Raw genomic sequence first — 26,086 nt, 5'->3', positions numbered from 1 at the left:
CCGTTGTTTTTACAAACGATTCGTAGAATGTGGGCCGACAACGCGGAGATCGTGACATGTTGACAGACCTCGAAAAAAGTGCGCTGGGCAAAAGCGCGGAGGAACTGAACGCCTCTGAAAAAAGGTGATCAAACGGGCCCGCGAGCGGCGCGCGGTCTCCAGCAACGCCAATGAGGAGTTTCTCTCGGGCGCAAATTTCGGCGACAGGCTGGCCGACCAGATCGCCCGCATCGGCGGCTCATGGAGCTTCATTCTCTGCTTCTTCGCTTTTCTGATGTTTTGGGCGTTGCTGAACACCGTGCTGTTGACCACCAGGCCGTTCGACCCCTACCCCTTCATCTTCCTGAACCTCATGCTGTCGATGCTCGCCGCCATTCAGGCGCCGATCATCATGATGAGCCAGAATCGTCAGGCCGAGCGCGACCGCTTCATGGCGGCGAAAGATTACGAGATCAATCTGAAGGCCGAGATCGAGGTGTTGGCCCTCCACCAGAAAATCGACCTCGAAGTCCTCAAGGAGTTGCGGGAGCTGCGGGCCGAAGTCGCGAAAATGCGTGGCTGACAGGCGCACCAAGAGTTTCCTAAGTGTGCTAATTAAACATCAGTTCCTAAATTTTGGACTATGTGACAGCTTTTGTTATTTGCGTGCAAAACAGCGGGCGTAGTGCAGCATCAGAAACCGGGTTTGGAGGGGCTCGGTTTCTGGCAACCAGCCGGCGCAGGGCCGGCTTACTTTATCCGACTGACTGGAGGTCATTTTGACCATGAAGACCCTTCTTCTCGCATCCGCCGCGGCGCTCGCCATCGGCTCCGCAGCCCAGGCCGCCGACGCGGTCGTCGCCGCCGAAGCGGAACCGATGGATTATGTGAAAGTCTGCGACGCCTATGGCACGGGCTATTTCTACATTCCCGGCACCGAGACCTGCCTCAAGGTCGGCGGACGCATCCGCTTCGACCTGAAGGCCGCCGATTCCTACAAGGCCGACAGCGACCATGGCTGGACCTCGCTGACCCGCGCCGAGATCTACATGGATACGGCGTCCGACACCGAATATGGCGCGCTGAAGACCAAGCTCATCGCCCGCCACGAATTCGTCAACACCTACAACGACGGAACCCACACCACCACCAAGCTGATCGCTGCGACGATCTCCCTGGCCGGTTTCCAGGTCGGCCTGACGGACTCGCTCTACACCACCTTCACCAATTACGGCGGCGACGTCGCCAATGACGACGTGATCAAGTTCGGTCTCAAGGAAACCAACCAGATCTCCTACACCTACCAGGCCGGCGATCTGAAGGCGTCTCTGGGCGTCGAAGCGGACGACAACGTCGCTTACGCCGATCCCAACGGCAACGACTATGTCCCGAACTTCGTCGGCGGCGTCAGCTATGCGACCGACATGTTCGGCGTCGCCGTCGTCGGCGGCTATGACGATACCGCCGACGCCGGCGCGATCAAGGGACGACTGGACGGCAAGTTCGGCGCGCTCTCAGTCTTCGTGATGGGCGCCTGGAACACCGATGGCGACACGATCCACGCCTATGCTCCCGGCGACGGTTATGTCGGCTGGGGTGATTGGGCCGCCTGGGGTGGGGTCGGCTACAAGTTCGCCGACGATCTCGCCGCCAATGTCCAGGTCGCCGGCACCGACAAGAAGACCTTCGCCGCCGCCGCCAATCTCAAGTGGAACCCGGTCTCCGGCCTGCTGATCCAGCCGGAAGTGACCTACACCAAGTGGGACAACAAGGTCGTTGACGCCGACCAGTGGAACGGCATGGTCCGCTTCCAGCGCACCTTCTGACACGATCCGACATCGAAGAGCCCCAAACGGGGCTTTTCTCCTTCCCGAATCAATCGCTGTTGGTCAAAAGATCGGCCGAACTCTTGGCGTATTTCGGCAGATCGTCGAGAATCTCGTAAAAATCGCCCTTGTCGGCGCAGAAAATGTGGGAGCCCGGCGTCAACCCACTCGGCATGTCGACGCTGCCTGCCTGGATCGAGGTGTAGTCGGCGCCCTCGTAGCGCCAGAACAGCGCCGACCCGCAATGCTTGCAGAAACCACGCCGGCCTTTTTCGCTCGAAGCAAACCAGGTGATATTGTTCTCACCAGAAATGCTGAGATCGTCGTCGTCGGCCGCCGTCGACGCGTAATAAAGCCCCGTCTGTCGGCGGCATTGACCGCAATGGCAAAAAACCACCTGGCGCATCGGCCCGTCTACCACATAGGTGACGGCGCCGCACAGGCAGGCTCCGGTGTGACGTTCGTTCATCATCGCTCCTCATCGTCGTTTGCGGACACAGTGACGAACGCCGGGCGGCAATTCAAATGAATTGGGATGATCCGATCCTACAACGGAATTGATCCTCGCTCCGCCGGCGCCGATAATAGCGCTTTGCCCGGTAGAGCCATGTCGTCACAACATGCTGTTTCAATCTGACCCGCTCGCGTCGTTTCGAAACGAAAGCCAAAGCCCGACTGCTCCGAAAATTGCGTAAACCTTTCAGCGTTATCCTTAATTTCTCGGAAAACCGGGCCTGACCAAGCGATCTGTTCCGTCCACATCGACGCTGGCCTACAAAGTCTCCAGCACAACTCATTGGACTGTGGAGGACCAGATGGCGCGGATCAAGGGTACGAATTTCGCTGACGACATCCACGGCACGGATGGCGACGACGTCGTCTCCGGGCTGGCGGGCAACGACATCATCCGGGCGAGCGACGGCGACGACGTCATCAATGGCGGCAAGGGCTGGGACCTGATGGACTACACCACCTATCACGGCCGCCTCTCCATCAAGCTCCAGGACAAGGGTGAGACCCAGGTCTATGGCGACGGCGTGCATCGCGACACGCTCGTGAGCATCGAGCAGATCATCGGCGGAACCGGCGACGACTACTTCGTCGGCAACAAATCGAACAACGTGTTCAGCGGCGGCGCCGGCCACGATTATTTCGTCGCCAGCAATGGTTACGATACGTATCGTGGCGATGCGGGCTACGATCTCGTCGACTTCTCCCACATCGGCGGGGGCGTGACCTTCAAGATCGACGGCAAGTCCGGCGCGACCTATGTCTATGGCCGCGACGGCTCCTACGACGTGTTGGTCAGCATCGAGAACGTGATCGGCACGAAATACGACGACGTCATCCGCGGCGGCGCGGAGGACAATTACTTCCGCGGCCTCGGCGGCAACGATATCCTCATCGGCGGCGGAAGCGGCGATGTGCTGGACGGCGGCGCCGGAAACGACCGCCTGACCGGCGGCAAGGACGCCGACGTCTTCGACTTCAACGGCAAGTTCGGCCATGACGTCATCACCGACTTCAACGCCGCCGGCGATCATCACGACGTGATCGATCTCCAGGATGTCGGCTACTTCCCATGCTTCGACGATCTCATCACCTATTCGGCGGAACAGGTCGGCAAGGACGTGGTGATCGACGGCGGCAAATACGGCGAGATCACGCTCAAGAACGTCGACATCCGCGATCTCTCGTCCGACGACTTCCTGTTCTGATCCCACCCGCCTGGGATTGGATCTGACGCCCGCGCGCCAGCCTCGGCGCGCGGGCGTCGTTCTTTGTTGGTCAGGGCCAGATCTGCGGATTGCCCGACAGCGCTCTGCCGACATAAGCGGCCGTGTTCCTCCAAGTCGGGGCGGGGTCGGCGCCGGGAAAGGCTTCTGCTTTGTTCCCCGACGGCAGATAGTCGCCGTGGTCGTAATCTTCCTCGTCGTCGATGATCCAGGGCGGGCGCGTCTTGCCGATCTGTTTCGGCGGCCCCGAATAGCCCAGCGCCGACGACAGCGGCCACGCCGTGCGGTCGAGCAACTGGCCGAAGAAATTGCCTGCCGGGAACGCCCAACGCAACACATTGTCCTTGCGCGACGCGAGCACATGCACGGCCTCCGCCTTTGCGAATGCGTCGGAATACTCCTTTTCCAGACAGTTCCTTTCGATGGCGCCCGCCATGAGGACGACAGCCCGGACGTCGGCGCGAAGGCCGCGCACGGTTTCCAAGGCGACCCGCGCCCCGAGGCTGTGGCTGAGAATGGATACTTCCACGGTCGCAGGCAGACGATTGTTGCAAAACTTCGCCAAACGCTGACCGGAGGCTGAGGCAGTCGGTTTCTCGACTGGATAACTGATGAAGCCGGCCGCCGAATCCCCGGGCCACAGCACCCCGATGAAGGCGACGGATGGCGGCAGCGCCAACACTTCCTCCAAACGCGTCAGCTTGCACAGAGCTTCGGACTGACCGTTGTTGAAGCCGTGTACTGCCAAGAGCACACTTCGTCCGGAGACAAGTCTCTGCAAGGTCGAGAGGTCGAGGACCGAGGCGCGAATGTCGGCGTCGGTCCTCAGGATCATCGGCTCCGCGCGCAGTCCGCCGCCGACAGGCTGCATCCTGAAATTGAGAAACAGCGACATGACTTCACCGCACGATCGCTTTGAACGAGGTCGAGGCGGCCGTGATCGCGCTGGTCAGGTCTTTGGCGATCGGAGCAAGCGGGGCGGCGACGATGCCGATTCCGAACGCCTGCAAAAACAGGAGAAAACCTCCTTGATCGCCGTCCATCACCATGGTGAATGCGCCGATTTCCGATATGACGACCGCAATGGCGGCCGCGATCACGCGCGCCGTGTTGCGATATCTCTGGTCCGCCCGTTCGAACGCCGCATCGAGACGCGCGTCGATCACCGCCTCGAAGCGGGCGAGAAGCGCCAGTTCCATTTCCTCGAGCGGCGCTCCTGTTTCGAGTTTTCTCGAGATTTCCAACAGTGAATTTGCATTGACCCCGGGCGTCGCCTCCGCGAGCTCGCGCGCCGTGCTGGGGGCGATGCCGAGCTTGATCAAGCCCTTGATCGCGATCTTCTGATCCGCGACGTCCATCCCGTTGATCCAGTTGGCTTTGGCCAATTCGAAGGGAGCATCCTCGTTCACCAGCGCCAACGCCGATCGGAATGGCGTCAGCGCCTCCTCCACGAATCCGTAGCCGATATTCGAGACGCCCCCTTTGAATGCTTTGCTGGAATCGACCAATCCGTAGGCGGCGGTGCCGATGGCGGTCGTGGCCGCCAGGATAGTGGGTAGGTCCATATCGGTCCCCTGAATGAAATATGCCATGGCCGGAAATCGTCGGGACGGCGCGCGCACTGACGCCGCCTCGCGGCGACGCGAAGCGCATAGGTGAAGTTGAAAGACTGGAATGAAACGCCATCAGCATCGACGCAAACGGGTCGATGGCGAATTGAAACACAGCCGATGATATTTAGCAAATAAAATATACAACCCAGCCACCGTCGCAGCCGCTCAGGCGCAAACCCAACAATGAACACCGACTTGCCGCGCCTCGGTTTCCCCTCTATCGAATGCTCACTCGAGATGCTCCTTCCTATCGAAAGCAGCCCACCGCATGCAATTCCTTGTCCAGATCCTCTTTCTCCTCCTGATGTTGGCGATCTACCGGCTCCTCGCGGAAACCGGTCGAGGCATGAGGCTGATCCGATTCTCGCGGCTTTCCACCGAGCCGGCGGACCAGACGCTGGCGCGGCTGCAAATGGCGATGGACAACACCGGCGGCACATTCGCCGCCGTCGAGGCGATCGTGGAAACGCCGGACGGCGCGCGCACGGTCCATATCAGCCGCGCCGGAGGCCTCCGTCAATTACGGGTGCGACGGCTCGGGGCCTGCCGCATGGCAGTATCGGCGTCGCGGTGATCTCGGTCGACGGCGTCGACGCGGCGCCCGGGCGTGAATCCGTCGAGATCTGGACCGTCGAGCCGGCCGGCGCCGGCAGCCGCATCACCGTCGAGCAACGGCTGTTCTCCCGCATCGGCGGCGTGATCGCGGCGATTTTCGGGGCATGGAGACAGTTGAGAAGCTTCGTGCGCGGAGAAGGGGATTACTCGACCGCGCCGTCCGCCGTCGCACCGCCCACTGGCCGCGCAGGCCAACAGGCGCGCGCAGCCCGCAAACCGCTGTTCGGCTCCTTCGATCCGCGCGATTACGCCATGGAGATCGGCTTATCGCTGGTCGCCTTCGCGCTCCTTCTCACCCAGTTCTCGGTGACGGCGGCGATCCAGCTCACGCTGGTCATCCTTCTGCACGAATACGGCCACTACCTGTCGTTCAAACTGATGGGCAAGCAGGGCAATCGCCTGATGCTGCTGCCCTTCGTCGGCGGCATCGCCGTCTCGTCCTCGCCGCATCGCTCGGAATTCGAGCGGGCGGTCTGCGCGCTGGCAGGTCCCGCGATCTGCGTACCCCTCACCGCAGCGGCGTTCTGCTACGCCTATTTCGCCACCGAGTTTTCCGTCGCCTATGCCTGGGCCGTCAATCTGGCCTATTTCAGCTGCCTGCTCAACGCGCTCAATCTTCTGCCGATCTATCCGCTCGACGGCGGACAGGTCGCAGAAGGCTTCCTTCGCTCCTTCGGTCGCGATATCTTCACCCAGGCGATGATGGCGTTCGCGCTCGGCGGCTTGCTGCTGCTGCTCTGGCTCGGCTATACGCAGATGGCGGTGCTGCTGGCGATCTTCGGCCTGCCCGGCCTGTTGCGGCGCGGCTATGCGCCTTCCGCACGCGCGATGACGCCGAAGGAAGCCGCGATCTTGGCGGTGGCCTTTGCCGTCACGCTGGCGACGCATGGCGGCGTCTACGTGTTCGGCTTTGGCGTCTGAGATCAAGACCAGCCCATGAAAAAGGCGGCCCGCAAGCCGCCTTTTTCATGTCTTGTCAGTCTCGCCTCAGGCGTTGACGGCCAGCTTCTGCTCGTCGCGGCCGGACTTGAGGTTCTCGGCCAGCAGGAAGGCCAGTTCGAGAGCCTGGTCGGCGTTGAGGCGCGGATCGCAATGGGTGTGGTAGCGATCCTGCAGGTCTTCGCCCGTCAGCGCGCGTGCGCCGCCGGTGCATTCGGTCACGTCGTTGCCGGTCATCTCGATATGGATGCCGCCGGGATGCGTGCCTTCGGCATAGTGGATCTGGAAGAAGTTCTCGACTTCCGTCAGGATCCGGTCGAACGGCCGGGTCTTGTAGTTGTTGAGCGTGATCGTGTTGCCATGCATCGGATCACAGGACCAGACCACCTTACGACCTTCGCGCTCGACGGCGCGAATGAGGCGCGGCAGATGTTCGGCGACCTTGTCGTGACCGAAACGGCAGATCAGCGTCAGACGACCGGCTTCGTTGGCCGGGTTCAGAATGTCGATCAGCTCCAGCAGGCCGTCCGCGGTCAGCGACGGACCGCACTTCAGTCCGATCGGGTTCTTGATGCCGCGGCAATATTCGACATGGGCGTGATCGGGCTGGCGGGTGCGGTCGCCGATCCAGATCATATGGCCCGAGGTCGCATACCAGTCGCCCGAGGTCGAATCGACGCGGGTCAGCGCTTCTTCATAGCCGAGAAGCAGCGCTTCATGGCTGGTGAAGAAATCGGTTTCGCGCAGGCTCGGATTGTTTTCCGGCGTAATGCCGATCGCCGCCATGAAGTCCATGGTTTCGGAAATGCGGTCGGCGAGCGCGCGGTAACGTTCCGCCTGCGGGCTGTCCTTGACGAAGCCGAGCATCCACTTGTGCACATTGTCGAGATTGGCGTAGCCGCCCATCGCGAAGGCGCGCAGCAGGTTCAGCGTCGCAGCCGACTGGCGGTAGGCCATGATCTGGCGTTCCGGGCTCGGAATCCGGGCTTCCTCGGTGAATTCGATGCCGTTGATGATGTCGCCGCGGTAGCTCGGCAGTTCGATGTCGCCCTTCTTCTCGATGCCCGAGGAGCGCGGCTTGGCGAACTGGCCGGCGATGCGGCCGACCTTGACGACGGGCTTCTGCGCACCGAAGGTCAGGACCACGGCCATCTGCAGGAAGGCGCGGAAGAAGTCGCGGATCGTGTCCGCGCCATGTTCAGCGAAGCTTTCGGCGCAGTCGCCGCCCTGGAGCAGGAAGCTCTCCCCATTGGCGACCTTGGCGAGCGAGGCCTTCAAACGCCGCGCCTCGCCTGCAAAAACGAGCGGCGGAAACTTGGCCAGACGAGCTTCCGTAGCCTCAAGCTGAGACAAGTCCGGATACTCCGGAACCTGCTGAATGGGCTTAGACCTCCAGCTAGACGGGTTCCAATTCTGTGCCATAATACTCACCTGTTCGATGTGGATACACTGCGGGCGTGAAACGCCAGCCCGCTGATCGGCGGGCTTATACATATTAAGGAAGAGTTTGCAAAGCCTTCAATGGCTGCAAAACACCGGTTTCGCCGCCGTTCGATGAACAATGAGTTCAGCGTCGCGTCCCTTCACGGCGCGGACTGATACAGCGCCGCGGCGAAGGCGACGACCGCGATCAAGGGAAACAAAAGATAGCTGATGAAGCCGAAGCCGCTACGCTGGGCGTCCAGCATGCGGTCTTCGCCCATGCCGGTGGTGTCGGGGTGAACCGGGCCGGGCCGGATCTTGCTTACGCTTGCCATGATCAATCCTCCGCTGTCTTCATGCCAGGGTTTCGCGCCCGCCGTCTCCTCCCGCCGGCCGCGAAGCATTGATGACTGTCAAATTAGCAGATTTTACGGCCTGTCGCAGAAAAACTTCAGGACGCCTCGGCCGACGCTCGCCGCGCGGCGGGAGCATCGCCGCCGGCGAACAGGTCCTGATGGGCGCGCAGCAGATTCGCGATGCGGTCGAGCACGATGCGCACTTCGGGGCGCTTGCGATCATCGTCATTGGCGCCGATGAACAGCGGATGGTCGAGCTCGGCGATCGCTTCGTCGCGCCGCGCCAGCTCCGGATCGCTATCCCCCACGAAGAGGCGGCACGCGCCGAAACCGTGGCCCTTTCGGATCAGTCTCTGCAGGAGATCCGGACTGCTGGTCCAGGTCATGATCCTGTTTTCATGATGCTCGAACACCCAGCGATCCGCCGCGGAGGCGGCGCTTTCCGTCCCGAGCGAAATCCAGCGCTCACTCGCTTCGGCCGTCATCGCGACGGCGCCATAGACGCCGTAGCGCATCGTGACGCTCTGCCGGACGGCGAAGTTGCCGTGATCGGGTCGGACGGCCAGGATCGCCACATCCGCCTCGCGAAAGGTCAGGTCGAGCCCGGTATGGGCGGATTTGCAACAGATGCGGAAAGCGTCGTCATGCCCGCGAATGGCCTGGGCGTGATCTGCGAGAAAGCCGGCGATCCAGGCGTCGCCGGCGATCGAGACGATCGGCAGGGCGAAGGCGCCGCGCTGCCATTCGACAATACTGTCGGCGGCGCGACGCATCACGCGCACATGGTCGAGCAGCACCGCCCCGTCATGGGCAAGCCGATAGCCCTGGGGACTGCGAATGAATAGGGTGCGGCCCAGCTGCCGTTCGAGCCCGAGCATGCGGCGGCCGATGGTCGGCGCGCTTACGCCCGTGGCGATCGCCGCGCCGGTCAGCCCGCCTTGCGTCGCCACATGAAAAAACAGATCGAGGTCGTTCCAATCCGCGCCGAGCATGCCGGTCTCCTTCGCGGCCGACCATAGCACGCCCGTGGGCGCCTTGAATATTTCGCAGCTGAAATGGGCTTTTCATCCTTGCGTCTACGTCCTCGGCAGCCCCTGCCCTACCTTGGGATCAGAACAAAACGGCAGGAGAGATATCATGCCCTTATCCGATCCCTTCACTCGCCGCGGCGGCCAGCGCATCCCGAAATCTCATGCGTTTCAGGACCCTCTGGAGCGGGAGGAATGGCGCGGCCTCGACTGGCTCGCGCCGCTTTTGGCGCGGCTGACGCGCGCGAGATCGCCAGATGAAAACGGACCGGCGCGACAGCCGCGCCGGACCGGCGTCATGGTTCAGACCCGCTCGCCGTTCCTGACCCGATAGGTCGGCGCATACATGGTCACGAGCTCTTCGGCTGCGGTGGGATGCACCGCCATGGTGCGGTCGAAATCATCCTTGGTGCAGCCGGCCTTAAGCGTGATGCCGAGAAGCTGCGCCATCTCGCCGGCGTCATGGCCGAGGATATGCGCGCCCACCACCTTGCGATCCGCGGCGTTGACGATCAGCTTCATGATCATCCGCTCCGCCCGGCCCGACAACGTCGCTTTCATCGGCCGGAATTCCGCACGGTAGACTTCCAGCTCTTCGAACGCCTTGGCCGCCTGCTCCTCGCTCATGCCGACAGTGCCGATTTCCGGCTGGGAGAAGACGGCGGTGGCGATGAGGTCGTGATCCGGCGAGGTCGGATTGTTCTTGTATTCCGTCTCGATGAAACACATCGCCTCGTGAATGGCGACGGGCGTCAGCTGCACGCGGTCCGTCACGTCGCCGAGCGCGAAGATGCTCGCCACATTGGTCCGGGAATACTGATCGACGATGATCGCCCCGCGCTCGTTCACCGCGACCCCGGCCTGTTCCAGGCCGAGACTCTTGGTGTTGGGCGACCGGCCGATCGCCAGCATCACCTGGCCGACTTCGAGGATCTTGCCCTGCTTGGTCGTGGCGACCAGCTGTCCCTCGGCTTTCTTCTCGACATTGAGGATCACATCCTCGCAGAGGATCTCGATGCCCTTGGCCTGCATGGCCGCATGCAGACCGCGCCGCATATCCTGATCGAAGCGCGACAGGATCTCCTTGCCGCGATAGATCAGCGTCGTCTTGACGCCGAGACCATGGAAAATATTGGCGAATTCCACCGCGATATAACCGCCGCCTTCGATGAGGATCGCGTCCGGCAGTTCGTTGAGATGGAAGGCTCCATTGGAGCTGATGCAGTGCTCGAAACCGGGAAGCGCGCCATGGACCGACGGTGCGCCGCCGACGGCGACGATGATCCGCTCGGCGGTCACGGTCTTGCCGGTCGCCTTGATCAGCACGGTGTGGGGATCGACCAGTTCGGCGCGGCTGTCGATCTGCTCGGCGCCGGCATTGGTCAGCCCTTTGCGATAGAGGCCTTCGAGACGGTTGATTTCCTGATCCTTGGCGGCCACCAGCTTTTTCCAATCGAAACGCGATTCGCCGACCTCCCAGCCGAAACCGGCGGCGTCCTCGAAATGCTCGTGGAACTGCGAGGCGTAGACGAACAGCTTCTTCGGGACGCAGCCGCGGATGACGCAGGTGCCGCCGAAACGGTATTCCTCGGCGATCGCTACTTTCTTGCCGAGCGACGCCGACACGCGCGCCGCACGCACGCCGCCCGAACCGCCGCCGATGACGAAGAGATCATAATCGTAACTGGACATTTCATTCCCCACTAGAAACTCCCGGCCTCCCGCATGTTCATATGGCGGCTCGAGCGGCAAAGAAAAGCCCGCCGGGAGGCGGGCTTGCATCGTCGTCAGAGAGCGCCTCACTGCTTGGGCTGCTCGGCCTTCTTTTCGGCGGCGATCGCCGTTTCGAGCGCCGCGTCGGTGGTGGTCGACAGATCGCGGCTCATGCCGGTCGCCCAGATGTCCGCGGCCTTCGACAGCTGACGGATGACGAGAGGGCCATCCTTCAACAGCTTCTGCCCGGCCGGGCCGGAATAAAAGGCGGCGATCTGGTTCAGCTCTTCTTCCGAGAAAGTCTTGGCGTAGATCGCCGCAGCTTCCTTTTCGAGATCGGCGCGTCGCGCGGCGAGTTCGAGCGCCTTGGCGTCGACCGTGTCGTTGATCAGCTGCTCGTAATTGGGCGAGCTCTGGATCAGCGTGCCCTTGAGGCGCTGGGCGATATTGGGAAGGATGGCGTCGAAAGGCTCGGTGATCTTGATCGCTTTCATCGCCGAGCGGGCAGCCTTCAGATGCGCGTCCGAAATGCTCTCCTGAGCGACGGCGAGCGACGCGCCAAACCCGAACATCATGCCCGCGACCAAAGCCGCGCGCCCGATCCTGTCAATCTTCATCATGGACACACTATCTCCTCGTCAGATTAGACCGCGATGGTCCGCGCAGATTGCGGACCCGCGATGATGGCCAGGAGGCCAGATTGATGAACAGCCCGTGCTCGACCACGCCGGGGATCGAATACAGACTCGCAGCCAGCGCCTCTGCATCAGAAATACGGCCAAAAGAAGCATCGAGAATGTAATGGCCGCCATCGGTCTCATAGGCGTCTTCACCCCGTTTGCGCAGGGCGATCTCGCCGGTCAGACCGAGGCGGGAAGCGCATTTGTCCACCGCGATACGGGTGGCGGCCAGGCCGAACGGATTGACCTCGATGGGCAGCGGAAACTTGCCGAGCGTGTCGACGACCTTTGTTTCGTCGGCGATGACGATCATCCGCGCCGAGGCGGCCGCGACGATCTTTTCCCGCAGAAGCGCGCCGCCGCCGCCCTTGATCAGGCGGAGCTGACCGTCGACTTCGTCTGCCCCGTCGATGGTGAGGTCGAGTTCGGGAAGCTCGTCGAGCGAGTTCAGGGGTACGCCGAGTTCGAGGCAGAGCCGCGCGGTGCGCTCCGATGTCGGCACGCCGCGGACCTCGAGCCCTTCGGCCACCTTTTCGGCCAGCAACCGGACGAATTCTTCCGCGGTGGAGCCAGTGCCGATTCCGAGGCGCATGCCGTGCTCGACATGCTTGAGCGCCTCTTGGGCGGCGATGATTTTCATATGCCGGGCGTCCATCCGCCAGGATCTCCGATTGTTCGTGGACGGGCTTTTACACGAGCTTGTGAGCGAGCGGAAGAAGCAAAGACGAGTTTTGCATCGTCTGCTTCCCGCCGGGAAATGACAGACGGCAAGACGACTGGCGTTGCGGCGCGATTTACATGACGGCCGGCGATGTTTATCACAGCCTCATTCTTTGTGAGGAGACTGCCCGTGCCGCGCCTGCTTGCCGTATTCGATCTCGACGGAACCCTGATCGACACCGCCCCCGACCTGATCGACAGCCTGAACTTCACCATCTCGGCGCGCGACCTGCCGCCGGTCGGCTTCGAGGATCTCACGCATCTGGTCGGGCACGGCGCCCGCGCCATGATCGAGCGCGCCTTCGCGCTACGGGGCCAGCCGCTGGAGGAAGAAGACTTTCCGCCGATGCTGGAGCGATTCATCGCGCATTACCGCGGCGGCATGCCGGGCAAGAGCAAGCCCTATCCCGGCCTCGTCGAGGCGCTCGACCGTCTGGCGGCGGCCGATGTCGCGCTCGCCGTCTGCACCAACAAGATGGAGGGGTTGGCGCGCCCGCTTCTCGAAGGCCTGGGCCTCGCCGACCGCTTTTCCGCGATCACCGGCGGCGACACCTTTACGGTCCGCAAGCCCGACGCGGCCCATCTTCTCGGCACCATCGAACGCGCCGGCGGCGACCCTGCCCGCACCGTCATGGTGGGCGACAGCCTCAACGACATCAAGGTCGCGCAGAACGCCAAGATCGCATCGATCGCCGTGCCATTCGGCTACTCGGACACGCCTGTCGAGGATCTCGGTCCGAGCGTGGTGATCGGCCATTTCGACGAGTTGACGGTGGAGTTGGTGGAGAGACTGGTGGCGGGCTGACTGCCGCATGGGGTGTCAACGATCTCAGCTCTTCGACTGTAGCAGTTCAATCAGATTACCCCACGGATCGGCGATGAAGGCGAAACGGATGCCCCAGTCGTCGACATCCCGAGCTTCGCTAACGATCCTGACGCCACGGGATCTGAGTTCCTCGATATCAGTATCGATATCGGAGGTGCCGAGGCAGATGTGATGCCATCCCATCAGAGCATGGCTGTCGGACAGGTCGCGGTAGGGGGACGCGGCGCCCCGTTAGGATTGGCGATGATTTCGATTGCGAAAGCGTCGTCCGTAGGCAACGTCAAAACGCCGAAACGTGTGGAGCCGTGCTGCATGGTCTCAGTCAGGCGAAATTCGAGCATTGCAATGTACCAGTCGACTGCAGCGTCGAAATCAGCAACGCGGATGCCGACATGGCTACCTCGCCAGGACGTGAAAGGCTTCGATGGGCGGGAATGGGTCTTAGACTCTGTCATGACATGTTCTCTGGACTGGAGGATAAGGTCGAAAGGAACCTCGGTTGCGGTATGGCGTCTTGTAGATCCGTTCGACCTAGGTTGATAATCCACCGAATTCCGGATACGCTGATCGCTATGGCGAACAACGACGATATGGTTCCGCTCGACGATCTCTCGATTTTTCTCAGTGTTTGTGAAACGGGCGGCTTCAGATCGTCAGCCAAGCGCCTCGGGCTTTCACCATCGACCGTTAGCGAGAAGATCGCGGCTCTTGAGGATCGACTCCGAACGCCGCTGCTGATCCGAACCACCCGCAGCGTCACGCCGACCGATGCCGGTCGCGTTCTCGCGGCGCGTCTCCGGCCATTGTTCCGGGAGACGCGCGCTGCATTGCAGGACGTTCAGAATGCGCAGGAGCAGGTTCGGGGATTGTTGAAGCTCAATGTTACCGGCGCCGTCATGGTCGACATATTGCCGCCGATGATCGACCGGTTTCTGCGTATACACCCAGACGTGCGGGTCGAGATCATGGTCGACGATCGTCTTGTCGATATCGTCGCCGCAGGCTGTGACGCCGGCATTCGCTATGGCGAACATCTGGCGCAGGACATGATCGCAATCCCGATCGGACCAGACCGGCAGCAGGTGGCGCTGGCGGCCTCGCCGGACTATCTCAGCCGCTATGGCGCGCCTACCCATCCGCGCGACCTGACGGAACATAAATGCATCCGCCTGCGCTTCACCAGCGGCGCGCTGGTCGAATGGGTGTTCGAAAAGGATGGTGTGGAAGCCCGCGTCAATCCGGAAGGCCGTCTGATTATCAATGTCGACGCCGCCGACGCCGCTATAAAACTCGCCTGCGCCGGGCATGGGGTGATCGGCACTTTCGAGAACTGGCTGACGCCCTATTTGAAACACGGTCTACTTGCGGCGGTGCTGCCCGAGTGGTGGTCGCCGTTCGAGGGGCCGCAACTTTATTTTTCCAGCCGCTTCATGCCTGCCCCATTGCGCGCCTTCGTGGCGATGATCCAGGATGATCGCAAGACAGCGGCGGCTCACTACTCTCCCAAAAGCACGTAAGGCGGCCCGAAAGCCGCCCTACGCCGACGACAGATTGGCGCCTCGTTTCAGCCCTGGCCATGCCGCGCCTTGCGCGTAGCCTCGAGGGCGCGGCCCAAATACATGTCGCGATCATAGACATCGTCGAAATATTCCACGGCGCCGTCCTTATTTGGGAAAGCGGTGAAGTAGGAGACGTAAACCGGAAACTTCTCCGGCGCCTTGACCTGATGGTTCTTGCCGGTGGCGATCTGTTGGTCGACGTCGGCGACCGACATGTTGAGCACCGCAGCGGCCATCTTCTTCGGATCGACCAGACGCACGCAGCCATGGCTGAGAGCGCGCATGTCGCGGCCGAAGAACTTCTTCTGCGGCGTGTCATGCATGTAGATCGCATGAGAGTTCGGGAACATGATCTTCAGCTGTCCCAGCGCATTGTCGCTGCCCGGCGGCTGGCGCACATCGACGGAGTCGGTCGTGCTCCAGTCGATGTCGGTCGACGACATCTGCTGACCGCCGACCGACGTCTCGTAGCCGAGTCGGTCGAGATAGCTGGGGTCCTGGCGCAGCTTCGGCAACATCTCGTTGACGATGATCGAGCGCGGAACGCCCCAATAGGGGTTGAATTCGACGACTTCGATCTCGTCTTGGAAGAAATAGGTCTGGTTGGCTTTCGACCCCACGACGACCTTCATCTCGAACTGTTCGCGGCCTTCGTTGTAGTAGTAGGCCTTGAACGCCGGCTGGTTGATGAAGACGAAGCGCGGGCCGAGATCCTTCGGCAGCCAGCGCATCTGCTCCATCGCAACCACGAGCTTGTTTATCTTGGCGCTGTGGCTGTCGCCGCCGCTGAGAACACGGACCGTGCCGCGGCCGACGACGCCGTCGCCCTTCAGGCCGTTCTCGGTCTGATAGGCCTTCACCAGTTCGACGATCTCCGGCGCGTAATCGGCGCCGCCTTGGTAGGAGGCGAGCGTCAGCGAATGATCGAGCTTGAGCTTGTCGGAACCGCGCTGGCGAATGGCGGCCACCACGTTGGCGAGCTCGGGATTGACGTCGCCCGGCTTGATCAGGGTGCCCGGCGCAACATCCACCCGCGCTTCCTGTTCGCCGTCGACGGCCTTCAGTCGCGCCAGCTCGGCCTTCAACGCCTGGTACTGCGCGTTCTGCGGATTGCGGCTCACCAGATAGGCCTTCACGTCTCCCGAGAGCGCGACATTGGTCAGCGCGGCGTCGAGATTGATCGTCTTGCGCTTGAAATCGTAATAGCCCGAGATCCGGTTGGGATCGATGCGGCCGCGCTGGGCGTCCTGGACATAGGTCAGCACGGCGGCCGACATCTCGATCTCGAACTGCATCAGTTGCTTCTGACGCGCGGCCGGATCGGCGTCGGTCATTGCGCCATCGGGATCTGTCACGGCGTAATCGGCGGGATCGAGGCCGTCGGCGCCGGCGTCGGCGAGCGCCGCCATCGCATCTCGGGCCTTCTGGCTGACGCCATTGGCGTCGACCCATACGAGCCCCTGATGCGTGGCGTAGTATTTCTCGATTGCGGTCGCCACTTCGGACGGGGCCTTGACCTTGACATCGGCCATGAACGCGCGCGGCTCGGCGCCGGCGTCGAAACTCGCAGGGGCGGAGATGGTCTGGATCGAACCGGTCGCCTCGGGCTGTTCGATCGCAGCGGCCGACGCGGATTGGCTGGACGACGCGAATTTCGACGCGGCGATCCAGCGCAGAGCATCGGCCTTGTAGACATTGTAGGTCGGACCCGTCACTTTCGGCAACGGCCTGGCCGGCGCTGCGGGGTCCGGGAAGGCGCTGGTGTCGTCATCCAGCGACCCGGCGAAGGGCTGCTGCGGTCTCTGTGCGGCCTTGTTGCCCTTGAGGAAGTCGAGCAATGTGGCGGCGCCGACAGGCGCGGAGCTCATTCCGATCGCGCCAGCCACGGCAAGTGCGACGATCGCTGTCGTAGTCTTCATCTTCATGTTGCTATCATTCCCGACGACGAAACGCCGTCACCCCAAATCAAGTTGCTGACAGACTAGCGGATCGCCAATCCCTTGAAAAGAAAACGGATGACCGGTCGACTTCATTCATGAGGTCACAAATTTGTGACGCGTTTTGGGCAGGCCCGATTTCGAACATCCACAACACACTGATAACCTTAATTTATTGTTAAGCCGTCAGACATGCTTTCGCCCTCGGACGTCAGGCTTGCCGCACAGTTTCGCATAGTTCGTTTCGGAGAGGCTGTGGCCAAAATGGCGCAGACATCGCTGCGACTAACGGCGGATCTTCAAGGTTTCCAGCGCTTTCCGACAGATGTCCGGGCTGCGGCCGCAGCAATCCTGCATGAGAAAGCCGAGGAGTTGTCCCATCGCGGAAATTTCGGCGAAGTAGCGGATGTTGCGCCCTTCCCGCTGCGCGCGGATCAGATGGGCCGCAGACAGCATGGTCAGATGTTGAGAAAGCGTATTGGGCTTGAGATCCAGCGCCACGGCAATCTCGCCGGCATTGAGTCCAGCGCCTCCCGCCGCAACGAGCAGACGGAAAATGTCGAGACGGCCGGCATGCGACAGCGCCGTCAGCTTGCTCAGAACCGGTTGCTTGTCAGTCTCGATCTCGTCCATCGCCGCCCGGCTTTCAGTCGCCGCCCTTGCTTCATCGCATATAGGAAGGCGAGGCCGCGCTTGCACGTAAATTCTTGCGCCTTGCGAACGGAGTGTGTGCTGAGGACGTTGGAGTGACCACTTCCTTTCACGCGCAGGCGGGATTAGACAAGATACTGGACTCGGATCAGAAGGATATTCCCCATGCCGACACGCATCGAAACCGACACTTTCGGCCCCATCGAAGTGGAAGACGATCGCCTCTGGGGCGCACAGGCGCAGCGCTCGCTCGGAAACTTCCGCATCGGCTGGGAAAAACAGCCGGCGTCGATCGTCAAAGCGCTCGGCGTGGTCAAGCAGGCCGCCGCCCGCGCCAATGTGAAGCTCGGCCAGCTCGATCCCAAGCTCGGCGACGTCATCGTCACGGCGGCGCAGGAGGTCATCGACGGCAAACTCGACGATCACTTTCCGCTAGTGGTCTGGCAGACCGGCTCCGGCACCCAGTCGAACATGAACGCCAACGAGGTGATCTCCAATCGCGCGATCGAAATGCTGGGCGGCGCCAAGGGCTCCAAGAAGCCGGTTCACCCCAATGACCACGTCAATATGAGCCAGTCGTCCAACGACACCTATCCGACGGCGATGCATATCGCCTGCGCGGTCGAGATCGCTCATCACCTGATCCCAGCCCTCACCCATCTGCACAAGGCGCTGGAGGCAAAGTCCAAGGAATTCGAGCACATCATCAAGATCGGTCGCACCCATACGCAGGATGCGACGCCGCTGACGCTGGGCCAGGAATTCGGCGGCTACGCCGCGCAGGTCCATTCCGCCATCAAGCGGATCGGCGACACGATGGGCGGCCTGCTGCAGCTCGCCCAGGGCGGCACCGCCGTCGGCACGGGTCTGAACGCCCCCGTTGGTTTCGCCGAACTGGTGGCGGAGGAAATCGCCGGCATCACCGGCATGCCCTTCGTCACCGCGCCCAATAAATTCGAGGCGCTCGCCGCCCATGACGCCATGGTGTTTTCGCATGGCGCGATCAACGCCGCCGCGGCCGCGCTGTTCAAGATCGCCAACGACATCCGGTTCCTCGGCTCCGGCCCGCGCGCCGGCCTCGGCGAGCTGGCGCTGCCGGAGAACGAACCGGGTTCCTCGATCATGCCGGGCAAGGTCAATCCGACCCAGTGCGAGGCGCTGACTCAGGTCTGCGCGCACATCTTCGGCAACAATGCCGCGATCACCTTCGCCGGCAAGCCAGGGGCATTTCGAGCTGAATGTCTACAATCCCGTGATGGCCTATAACTTCCTGCAATCGGTGCAGCTGCTCGGCGACGCCGCTCGCTCCTTCACCGAAAATTGCGTGATCGGCATCGCCGCGCGCGAGGACAATATCCGCCAGGGCGTCGAGCGCTCGCTGATGCTGGTCACCGCCCTCGCCCCTGTCATCGGCTACGACGCCGCCGCCAAGATCGCCAAGACCGCCCACAAGAACGGCACCACCTTGAAAGAGGAAGCGCTGGCGACCGGACTGGTGACGGAAGCGCAATATGACGAGGTGGTCAGGCCGGAGAAAATGGTGGGGCCGGGCTGAAGACGAGAAAACCCGATTTAAACGGATGTCGCGGCTGCTCCTATGCCGCGACGTCTCCGATCAACGCCGCAGCGGGAATATTCCAGGCTTTACTCAGTTTGCGGATCTGGTCCAGATTGATGTCGCGGCGTTTGTTCAGAAGATCCGACGCACGCGCCTTGACCCCAGGATGGCCACGAGATCCGCGCGAGAATAGTTGTTCGTCTCCATCACCGCCTTGATGACCTCGACCGGCTCGGCGCGCGGGACCGGATAGACCCGCTTCTCATACTCCTCGATCAGCAGGACAAGAGCATCGAAACGAGCAGCGTCTAGACTTCCTTCCAAGGGCTCCTTCTCGAAGAAGGGGCGCACGGCAAGAAGCGCGGCTTGGTATTCGCCCTCGCTTTGCAATGTCCTCAAGCTTGAGAAATCCATGGCTTGCCTCCCTAGAGATCTTTGACGCTGATGCGGTCATAGTCTGCATGTGTGCCGACAAAGAGAACGAACACCCGCTTAGTACGATATCCCACCAAGCCGACGACACGATATTTGTTGCCACCGACATCGAACACGACCTTGCCGTCCGCGACATAATCCGCCGAGTTAAACGTCTTCCTGAGATCGTTAAAATCTCTCCAAACGGCATCCGACACTGTCGTATACCATGACGACAAAGCCGCTTTTGCAGCCTCACGCGGGAGCCCTGCCGGTTGGCTTTCCCAGAACTTCACCAAGGCTGATTTGGCGATGACGTGCATAAGGAAGCATAACTCGTTCCCACTTTGGAAACAAGCCCTCCGGAGATGCTTGAGACTTCAGCGACGACTCACGCCGCCGCTTCCATCCGCGCATCCTCCAGCGCCATCTGCGCGCCCTTCTCGGCCACCATCATCGTCGGCGCATTGATATTGCCGGCGGTGACATTGGGGAAGATCGAGGCGTCGATGACGCGCAGGCCCGGCACGCCATGCACGCGCAGACGAGCGTCGACCACGGACGTTTCCGCGTCCGGACCCATCATGCAGGTCCCGCAGAGATGGTAGATCGAGCCGGAATTGGCGCGGAAATAGTCGAGGAACGCCTCGTCGCTCTCAGCCTGCGGTCCGGGTGAAATCTCGGCCTCGGTCAGCGAGGCGATGGCCGGCGCAGATGCGATCCGACGCACCAGGCGGCTGCCCTGGATCACTTCGTCGAGGTCGCGCTCGGTGGTCAGGAAATGCGGCATGATCTTTGGGCTAGCGTGGCTGTCGGGAGAAGCGATCATGATTTCGCCGCGGCTTGTCGGCCGGCAGGAATTGAAGGCGATGAGATAGCCGGAATAGGGCTCGGGCGTAAGGCCGGATTTCGGCGTATTTGGAATGCGATAGGAGAGCGGGTTGAAGTAGAGCTGGATGTTGGGCCGCGGCTCCTCCGGCTTGCCGCGGAAGAAACCGCCGGCCTGATTGACGCTCATTGAGAAGGGTCCCGTGCCGCTCAGAACATAACGCAGGCCCATCAACATGCGGTGATGGAATTTCGAGAAGGTGTCGTTGAGCGTCGGGATTTTCGACTTGTAGTAAAAGCTCGCGCAGAGATGGTCCTGCAGGTTCCGCCCGACGGCCGGCAGATGCCTGCGCACCGCCACGCCCGCCTTCTTCAGAACGTCGCCATCGCCGAGCCCCGAGCGCTGGAGAATGGCCGGGCTGCCGACGGCGCCGGCGGCCACGATCACCTCGCGCCGCGCCGAGAATGTCAACCTCTCTCCATTACGCGTCGCCTCGACGCCGACCGCGCGTCCGGTGGCGTCAAAAGCCAACTGCTCGACATGGACGAAGCGCTCGACGGTGAGATTGGGTCGCGCCAAAATCGGCTTCAAGTATTCGGCGCTCGAATGGGAGCGACGCCCGCCGCGGGTGTTGATGTCATAGACGCCGCCGCCCTCGATGGAGGCGCCGTTGAAATCATGATTGACGGGCAGTTGCAGTTCGCCGCAGGCGGCGAGGAAGGCGTCGGTGATGCGATGCGTGCCGCCGCGCATCGGCGTCACATGGATCGGCCCCGTGTCGCCATGCCAGTCATTGGCGCCGTCGGCATGGGTTTCCAGCTTCTTGAACACCGGCAGCACGTCCTGATAGGACCATCCGGAATTGCCGGCCGCCGCCCAGTCGTCGAAATCGGTGGCTGCGCCGCGCACATAGACCATGGCGTTGATCGAGCCGGAGCCGCCCTGCACCTTGCCGCGCGGCACATAGACCCGGCGTCCGCCGAGCTCGGCCTCCGGCTCGGAATAGTACATCCAGTTGACCTTCGGATTGTAGTAGCTCATCGCGTAACCGATGGGGATCTTGAACCAGAAGGAACTGTCCTTGCCGCCGGCCTCGATCAGCAGCACGCGATAGCGGCCGTCCTCCGTCAGTCGATTGGCGAGAATGCAGCCGGCCGAACCTGCGCCGACGATCACATAGTCATAGCTGCTCATGGCGGCGCTCAGTGCTTGAGGATGACGAGACGGGTCTGGGTGAATTCCAGCATGCCGTGCTTGCCGTCGTCGCCGCCGAGGCCCGAGCGCTTCCAGCCGGCGTGATAGCCCTGATAGGGCTCTCCCGGGAAACGGTTGACATAGAGCTCGCCGGCTTCCACCACGTCGGAAGCGCGCATGATATTGCGGTAGTTCTCGGTCATCAGCACCGAAGCGAGGCCATATTGATGGTCGCTCATCATCTGGAGCGCCTCGTCGAAGGACGAATAGGCGATGACCGGAAGAACCGGCCCGAAGATCTCTTCACGCACGATCTCCATGTCGTGGCGGCAACGGAGCAGCAGCGTCGACGGATAGAAGAAGCCGTCGCCCTCGGGCAGATAGCCGCCCGCAGCAATTGTCGCTCCTTCCTGCGCGGCGCGTTCGACCATCGCATGGACGCGGGCGCGCGACGCCGCCGTCTGCAGCGGGCCGACCTTTGCGGGATCGACGGACCTGTCGCCGAATTCCCGCGCCTTGAAGGCCGCCGTCAGCTTTTCCACCAGCGCGTCGTGCACGCTTTCATGGACATAGACCCGTTCGGCCGAAGTGCAGACCTGGCCGCAGTGATAGCTCTTGGCGCCGATCAGCATGGCGGCGACCTGATCGAGATCGGCGTCGGGCTCCACCACCACAGGCGTCTTGCCGCCGAGTTCGAGCGAGGGCTTGGCGATATTGACCCTGCAATAATCGAGCACCGCCTGCCCGGCCGCAACGCTGCCGGTCAGGGTGATCATGCCGACCTGCGGCTGGGTGCATAGAACACGGGCGACGTCGTGGTCCATGGTCAGCACGTTGAGCAGGCCCGCAGGCAGGCCCGCCTCTTCCGCGCAGGCGGCGATCTCGAGGGCCGAGGTCGGCGTGGAATTGGAGGGGCGCACCACCACGGCATTGCCGGCGATCAGCGCCGGGGCCACCTTGCGTACGAAGGTGTAGACCGGAAAGTTGAAGGGGATCAGGCAGGCGGCGACGCCGATCGGCACGCGCTTCAAGAGCAGCGTCTCGTCGCGGCTGTCGCTTTCGATCACCTCGCCTTCGATGCGCCGCGCCCATTCGGCGTGATAGCGCATCAGGTCGACGCCATAGCCGGTTTCCGCGCGAGCGTCGGCCAAGCTCTTGCCGCTCTCGCTGGCCAGCGCCGCAGCGATCTTGTCGGCATTGCGTTCGATGGCGTCGGCGAAGCGCCGCAACATATCGCCGCGCTCGATGGCGGGACGCGCGCCCCACTCCTTCTGCGCATCGGCGGCGCGTTCGACGGCGATCACCGCCTCCTCGGCGGAGGCCGAAGGAACGCGCGCGAAGACTTTTCCCGTCGCCGGATTGACGACGTCGATCATTCGGCCCGATTGCGAAGAGGAGAAACGTCCTCCGACAAAGATCTGGTGGTCCATGGCCTTGATTCCCGATGCAAGTGATACGCCCGAAGCGGCTGTTATCGCTCAGCAAAATCCCGGACTGAACAAAGCGCAAGCGAGGAGTTGTCGGGCAAACCATTCCAAAAAGGAATGCTCGGAAAATTTAGGCGGAAAGCTCCCGCTCCAACCAGGCGCGGAAAGCTGCGACCTTGTCGCTTTCGCTGCGCTCGCACCGCGTCACCAGCCAGTAGGATTGATGGCCGGGCACCTCGACATCCATGATCGTCGTCAACAGCCTCTGGTCGAGAAGCGGCGTAATCATGGCGCGGTCGGCCACCGTTACGCCCATGCCGTTGACGGCCGCTTCGATGGCGAGATCCAGAAGATCGAATTCGAGGCCGCCGCGGGTGTCGACCTCGGTCAGCCCCGCCGCATCCAGCCAATGCCGCCAGGTGAGATAACGCTGGTTCGACGAGGCCAGCACATGCAGGAAGGTGAAGCGTGATAGATCCTTTCCGGAAACCGTCCCCTGCCCCTTGAGCAGCGACGGCGCGCAGACGGCGACATGTCGCTCGGTCAGGAGGTGGCTGACCTGCATCAGCGGCCACTCGCCGTCGCCGAAGCGGATGGCGCAATCGAGCAGGCTGCGTTCGCCGAGATTGTCTTGCAGATCGGTGCTGATGCTGATGTCTACGTCGGGCAGCGCTTCGCGCAGCGACGGCAGGCGCGGCATCAGCCAGCGCCGCGCGAAGGTCGGCGGCGCATTGAGCCGCAGCCGCGCGCCGCTGCTCTTTTCCATGATCGAGCGCACCGTCAATTCGACATTGTGGAGGGCGTCCTGCAGCGTGGCATAAAGCTCCGCGCCCGATTCCGTCAGTTCGAGATCGTGATGCTTGCGGATGAACAGCGCTTCGCCGAGCTGCTCCTCGAGGTTTCGCACCTGGCGGCTGACGGCGCTCTGGGTGAGGTTCAGCCGCTCGGCCGCCCGCGTGAAACTTCTCGTCTGGCCGACGACCTCGAAGATCTTCATGGCGGTCAGGGCGGGCAAGCGGCGCATTCGTAACTCCGGCGTCGGAAACGCGCGACGCTATCGCCCCGCGCGCTCCAAGGGAAGGCCTCAGCTTCTCCGCCGGAGAATATGGTCGAGCGAAATCGGCTCGGCGACGCGCACCGCGTTGCGCCCCGCGCGCTTCGCCTCGTAGAGCGCCAGATCGGCTTCGGCGATCATGTCCTCGAGGCCGTTGACGCCGCCATGGCTGACGGCGAGGCCGAAGCTCGCGGTGATCCGGCCGCGCTGGACGGGATCGATGATTGTCTGTTCCAGGCTTCGTCGCAGCCGCTCGGCCACGCCTTTGGCGTCCTTCAGCGAGGTTCTCGGCAAAAGGATGAGGAATTCCTCGCCGCCCATGCGCGCCGCGACGTCATAGGGACGGAGATTGTCGCGCAACACCTGGCCGATCGCGACGAGCACGTGATCACCGATTTCCTGGCCGAAATCCTCGTTGACCGATCGAAAATTGTCGAGGTCCATCAGCACCACGCTCAGCGTTTCGCGACCGCGCTGGGCGCGCGCCAGCTCCTCGGCGCCGCGGTCGAGCATGGCCCGGCGATTGACGAGACCGGTCAGGATATCTGTCGTCGCCTGCGCCTTCAGCTTCTTCAGCGTGATGTCGAGCTCGCCGACCAGCCGCGCCACGGAATCCGACACCATGCCGATTTCGTCGTCGCCAGCCGATTCGAGCCGCGGCAGATAACCTTCGAGTCGAAAGCGGCGCAGGCCTTCGGCCAGCTCGCCGAGCGGACGCAGGTGCCACCAGACCGCAGTCATGCACAGAATCGATCCGAAGACCGTGGCCAAAGTCGGCCAGATCAGCACATGCAGCGGCGGCAGGCTTCCCGCCTGCATCAGCATCACCGCCAACGGCATGTGAACGCCGAGGAGGCAAACAAACGATATTTTTTGGACAACGGATGTCCCAACCCCGCGTGATACGGGTCTTCGGTTCGGAATCATTCCGAGCTCCCTCTGTTTCCAGGGCTCGTTCAAACTAAGACCGAGGCGTGAACACGCCTCTAACGAACAATATACAATTTGAACTATGCGGGAGGCTTGCGTCACTCCTGAACAGGGATTGTGACGTTCGCGTTCAGGTTTGCCTCGGTTTTACAATCGATTAAGCAGAAAGGCCTAGCCGAGGGCGCATTGAAATTCGTGCGGCCAGCTTATACACAGGCCGCATTTGCAGCGCTTCTGGCATTGAAAGGCAAGCTTATGGCCGCAGATCTCTTACCGCTCGGCGAGGACAAGACAGAATACCGCAAGCTTTCATCCGATCATGTCTCGACGGACATGTTCAAGGGTCAGGAGGTCCTGACGGTCGCCGAGGAGGGTCTGCGTTTGCTCGCCGAAGCCGCCTTCGCCGACATCAACCATCTCCTGCGCGCCGACCACCTCAAGCAGCTCGCCTCGATTCTCGACGACCCTGAAGCCACCGGCAACGACCGCTTCGTCGCCTATGATCTGCTCAAGAACGCCAACATTGCCGCCGGCGGCGTGCTGCCGATGTGCCAGGACACCGGCACGGCGATCATCATGGGCAAGAAGGGCCGCCGCGTCTGGACCGAAGGCGGCGATTACGAAGCCTTGGCGCATGGCGTGATGGACGCCTATCTCAGGAAGAACCTGCGCTATTCGCAGCTCGCGCCCATCTCGATGTTCGAGGAAAAGAACACCAAGAACAATCTCCCGGCCCAGATCGACATCTATGAAGAGGGCGTCGACGAATACGAGTTCCTGTTCGTCGCCAAGGGAGGCGGCTCGGCCAACAAGACTTACCTCTACCAGGGCACGCCGTCGCTGCTGACCCATGACCGCATGGTGGCCTTCCTCAAGGACAAGATCCTGTCGCTCGGCACGGCGGCCTGTCCCCCTACCATCTCGCCATCGTCATCGGCGGGACGTCGGCGGAGATGAATCTGAAGACCGTGAAGCTCGCCTCAACCCATTATCTCGACGAATTGCCGACCGAAGGTTCGGAAAGCGGTCACGCCTTCCGCGATCTCGAGATGGAACAGGAAATCCACAAGCTCACCCAGT

The 26,086-nt window shown here is 62.1% G+C and carries 25 protein-coding genes and 4 pseudogenes; 10 read left to right on the top strand and 19 right to left on the bottom strand.

Annotated features, from left to right (window positions below):
• The first annotated feature begins 56 nt into the window (after window positions 1-56).
• Together H2O14_RS00140 and H2O14_RS00135 are read left to right on the top strand one after the other, a co-directional pair.
• Window positions 57-562, top strand: a pseudogene (locus H2O14_RS00140) (DUF1003 domain-containing protein).
• Between the two features lie 202 nt (window positions 563-764).
• Window positions 765-1,805 (top strand): porin, encoded by a 1,041-nt coding sequence (locus H2O14_RS00135; RefSeq protein WP_312858645.1) that lies wholly within the window; start codon window positions 765-767, stop codon window positions 1,803-1,805.
• A gap of 49 nt (window positions 1,806-1,854) precedes the next feature.
• Here H2O14_RS00135 and H2O14_RS00130 read toward each other — a convergent pair whose 3' ends face one another.
• Entirely contained in the window at window positions 1,855-2,274 is a 420-nt protein-coding gene (locus H2O14_RS00130; RefSeq protein ID WP_182825991.1) for a GFA family protein, read from the bottom strand.
• 346 nt (window positions 2,275-2,620) lie between these two features.
• Here H2O14_RS00130 and H2O14_RS00125 point away from each other — a divergent pair, with 346 nt between their 5' ends.
• On the top strand, window positions 2,621-3,523 hold the full coding sequence (locus H2O14_RS00125; protein ID WP_182825990.1) for a calcium-binding protein: 903 nt from the start codon (window positions 2,621-2,623) through the stop codon (window positions 3,521-3,523).
• Window positions 3,524-3,593: 70 nt separating this feature from the next.
• On the opposite strand, the gene H2O14_RS00120 is transcribed toward H2O14_RS00125, so the two are convergent.
• Entirely contained in the window at window positions 3,594-4,436 is an 843-nt protein-coding gene (locus tag H2O14_RS00120; RefSeq protein WP_182825989.1) for an alpha/beta hydrolase, read from the bottom strand.
• A 4-nt stretch (window positions 4,437-4,440) separates the two neighbouring features.
• Window positions 4,441-5,106 carry a hypothetical protein gene (locus H2O14_RS00115; protein ID WP_182825988.1) on the bottom strand — a complete coding sequence of 222 codons (666 nt, stop codon included), beginning with the start codon at window positions 5,104-5,106 and terminating at the stop codon, window positions 4,441-4,443.
• 316 nt (window positions 5,107-5,422) lie between these two features.
• On the opposite strand from H2O14_RS00115, the gene H2O14_RS00110 reads away from it, so the two are divergent.
• Window positions 5,423-5,728 carry a hypothetical protein gene (locus H2O14_RS00110; RefSeq protein WP_182825987.1) on the top strand — a complete coding sequence of 102 codons (306 nt, stop codon included), beginning with the start codon at window positions 5,423-5,425 and terminating at the stop codon, window positions 5,726-5,728.
• A complete protein-coding gene (locus tag H2O14_RS00105) occupies window positions 5,725-6,690 on the top strand; it encodes a M50 family metallopeptidase (RefSeq protein WP_182825985.1) in 966 nt (321 codons plus the stop codon). The genes H2O14_RS00110 and H2O14_RS00105 overlap by 4 nt, the downstream gene beginning before the upstream one ends.
• A gap of 66 nt (window positions 6,691-6,756) precedes the next feature.
• Here H2O14_RS00105 and H2O14_RS00100 read toward each other — a convergent pair whose 3' ends face one another.
• The 3 genes from H2O14_RS00100 to H2O14_RS00090 all read right to left on the bottom strand — a co-directional run bounded on the left by H2O14_RS00100 (window position 6,757) and on the right by H2O14_RS00090 (window position 9,478).
• Entirely contained in the window at window positions 6,757-8,130 is a 1,374-nt protein-coding gene (locus tag H2O14_RS00100) for a class II 3-deoxy-7-phosphoheptulonate synthase (RefSeq protein WP_182825983.1), read from the bottom strand.
• 161 nt (window positions 8,131-8,291) lie between these two features.
• On the bottom strand, window positions 8,292-8,465 hold the full coding sequence (locus H2O14_RS00095; RefSeq protein ID WP_182825981.1) for a hypothetical protein: 174 nt from the start codon (window positions 8,463-8,465) through the stop codon (window positions 8,292-8,294).
• A 116-nt stretch (window positions 8,466-8,581) separates the two neighbouring features.
• Entirely contained in the window at window positions 8,582-9,478 is an 897-nt protein-coding gene (locus H2O14_RS00090) for a LysR family transcriptional regulator (RefSeq protein WP_182825979.1), read from the bottom strand.
• Window positions 9,479-9,623: 145 nt separating this feature from the next.
• On the opposite strand from H2O14_RS00090, the gene H2O14_RS00085 reads away from it, so the two are divergent.
• On the top strand, window positions 9,624-9,848 hold the full coding sequence (locus H2O14_RS00085) for a hypothetical protein (RefSeq protein ID WP_182825977.1): 225 nt from the start codon (window positions 9,624-9,626) through the stop codon (window positions 9,846-9,848).
• On the opposite strand, the gene gor is transcribed toward H2O14_RS00085, so the two are convergent.
• The 3 genes and pseudogenes from gor to rpiA form a co-directional block, all read right to left on the bottom strand.
• Window positions 9,818-11,206 carry a glutathione-disulfide reductase gene (gene gor / locus H2O14_RS00080; protein ID WP_182825975.1) on the bottom strand — a complete coding sequence of 463 codons (1,389 nt, stop codon included), beginning with the start codon at window positions 11,204-11,206 and terminating at the stop codon, window positions 9,818-9,820. The two genes, H2O14_RS00085 and gor, sit on opposite strands and share 31 nt — an antisense overlap.
• 107 nt (window positions 11,207-11,313) lie before the next feature.
• Window positions 11,314-11,847: a DUF2059 domain-containing protein gene (locus tag H2O14_RS00075; RefSeq protein ID WP_182825973.1), complete on the bottom strand. Its 534-nt coding sequence runs from the start codon at window positions 11,845-11,847 to the stop codon at window positions 11,314-11,316.
• A gap of 23 nt (window positions 11,848-11,870) precedes the next feature.
• A pseudogene (gene rpiA, locus H2O14_RS00070) lies at window positions 11,871-12,562 on the bottom strand (ribose-5-phosphate isomerase RpiA).
• Between the two features lie 156 nt (window positions 12,563-12,718).
• On the opposite strand from rpiA, the gene H2O14_RS00065 reads away from it, so the two are divergent.
• Window positions 12,719-13,432: an HAD family hydrolase gene (locus H2O14_RS00065; RefSeq protein ID WP_182825971.1), complete on the top strand. Its 714-nt coding sequence runs from the start codon at window positions 12,719-12,721 to the stop codon at window positions 13,430-13,432.
• A 24-nt stretch (window positions 13,433-13,456) separates the two neighbouring features.
• On the opposite strand, the gene H2O14_RS00060 is transcribed toward H2O14_RS00065, so the two are convergent.
• Both H2O14_RS00060 and H2O14_RS29160 read right to left on the bottom strand, forming a co-directional pair.
• Window positions 13,457-13,636 (bottom strand): VOC family protein, encoded by a 180-nt coding sequence (locus H2O14_RS00060; RefSeq protein ID WP_182825970.1) that lies wholly within the window; start codon window positions 13,634-13,636, stop codon window positions 13,457-13,459.
• Complete coding sequence (locus tag H2O14_RS29160; protein WP_409526885.1) at window positions 13,636-13,908, bottom strand: VOC family protein; 273 nt, start codon at window positions 13,906-13,908, stop codon at window positions 13,636-13,638. The genes H2O14_RS00060 and H2O14_RS29160 overlap by 1 nt, the downstream gene beginning before the upstream one ends.
• 117 nt (window positions 13,909-14,025) lie before the next feature.
• On the opposite strand from H2O14_RS29160, the gene H2O14_RS00055 reads away from it, so the two are divergent.
• On the top strand, window positions 14,026-14,970 hold the full coding sequence (locus H2O14_RS00055) for a LysR family transcriptional regulator (protein ID WP_182825967.1): 945 nt from the start codon (window positions 14,026-14,028) through the stop codon (window positions 14,968-14,970).
• A gap of 47 nt (window positions 14,971-15,017) precedes the next feature.
• On the opposite strand, the gene H2O14_RS00050 is transcribed toward H2O14_RS00055, so the two are convergent.
• Both H2O14_RS00050 and H2O14_RS00045 read right to left on the bottom strand, forming a co-directional pair.
• Window positions 15,018-16,937: a murein L,D-transpeptidase gene (locus H2O14_RS00050; protein WP_182825964.1), complete on the bottom strand. Its 1,920-nt coding sequence runs from the start codon at window positions 16,935-16,937 to the stop codon at window positions 15,018-15,020.
• 297 nt (window positions 16,938-17,234) lie between these two features.
• Window positions 17,235-17,582: an ArsR/SmtB family transcription factor gene (locus tag H2O14_RS00045; protein ID WP_182825962.1), complete on the bottom strand. Its 348-nt coding sequence runs from the start codon at window positions 17,580-17,582 to the stop codon at window positions 17,235-17,237.
• A gap of 183 nt (window positions 17,583-17,765) precedes the next feature.
• On the opposite strand from H2O14_RS00045, the pseudogene fumC reads away from it, so the two are divergent.
• A pseudogene (gene fumC, locus H2O14_RS00040) lies at window positions 17,766-19,155 on the top strand (class II fumarate hydratase).
• Between the two features lie 135 nt (window positions 19,156-19,290).
• Here fumC and H2O14_RS00035 read toward each other — a convergent pair.
• The 6 genes from H2O14_RS00035 to H2O14_RS00010 all read right to left on the bottom strand — a co-directional run bounded on the left by H2O14_RS00035 (window position 19,291) and on the right by H2O14_RS00010 (window position 24,916).
• Window positions 19,291-19,572, bottom strand: coding sequence for a type II toxin-antitoxin system HigA family antitoxin (locus tag H2O14_RS00035; protein ID WP_246697248.1), 282 nt, complete (start codon window positions 19,570-19,572; stop codon window positions 19,291-19,293).
• Between the two features lie 11 nt (window positions 19,573-19,583).
• On the bottom strand, window positions 19,584-19,895 hold the full coding sequence (locus H2O14_RS00030) for a type II toxin-antitoxin system HigB family toxin (RefSeq protein WP_182825960.1): 312 nt from the start codon (window positions 19,893-19,895) through the stop codon (window positions 19,584-19,586).
• A 68-nt stretch (window positions 19,896-19,963) separates the two neighbouring features.
• Window positions 19,964-21,595, bottom strand: a complete 1,632-nt coding sequence (locus tag H2O14_RS00025) for a GMC family oxidoreductase (RefSeq protein WP_182825958.1) — start codon at window positions 21,593-21,595, stop codon at window positions 19,964-19,966.
• An 8-nt stretch (window positions 21,596-21,603) separates the two neighbouring features.
• Window positions 21,604-23,025 (bottom strand): aldehyde dehydrogenase, encoded by a 1,422-nt coding sequence (gene aldA, locus H2O14_RS00020; protein WP_182825956.1) that lies wholly within the window; start codon window positions 23,023-23,025, stop codon window positions 21,604-21,606.
• 127 nt (window positions 23,026-23,152) lie between these two features.
• On the bottom strand, window positions 23,153-24,046 hold the full coding sequence (locus H2O14_RS00015) for a LysR substrate-binding domain-containing protein (RefSeq protein WP_182825954.1): 894 nt from the start codon (window positions 24,044-24,046) through the stop codon (window positions 23,153-23,155).
• A 60-nt stretch (window positions 24,047-24,106) separates the two neighbouring features.
• Window positions 24,107-24,916, bottom strand: coding sequence for a GGDEF domain-containing protein (locus H2O14_RS00010; RefSeq protein WP_182825952.1), 810 nt, complete (start codon window positions 24,914-24,916; stop codon window positions 24,107-24,109).
• Between the two features lie 345 nt (window positions 24,917-25,261).
• Between H2O14_RS00010 and H2O14_RS00005 the strand changes: the two are divergent.
• A pseudogene (locus H2O14_RS00005) lies at window positions 25,262-26,086 on the top strand (fumarate hydratase); the annotation flags it as partial.

Origin of the sequence: Rhizobium sp. G21, from assembly GCF_014158035.1 — a bacterium.
Lineage (GTDB): Bacteria > Pseudomonadota > Alphaproteobacteria > Rhizobiales > Rhizobiaceae > Rhizobium_E.
This window is presented reverse-complemented; position numbering and strand designations above follow the sequence as displayed.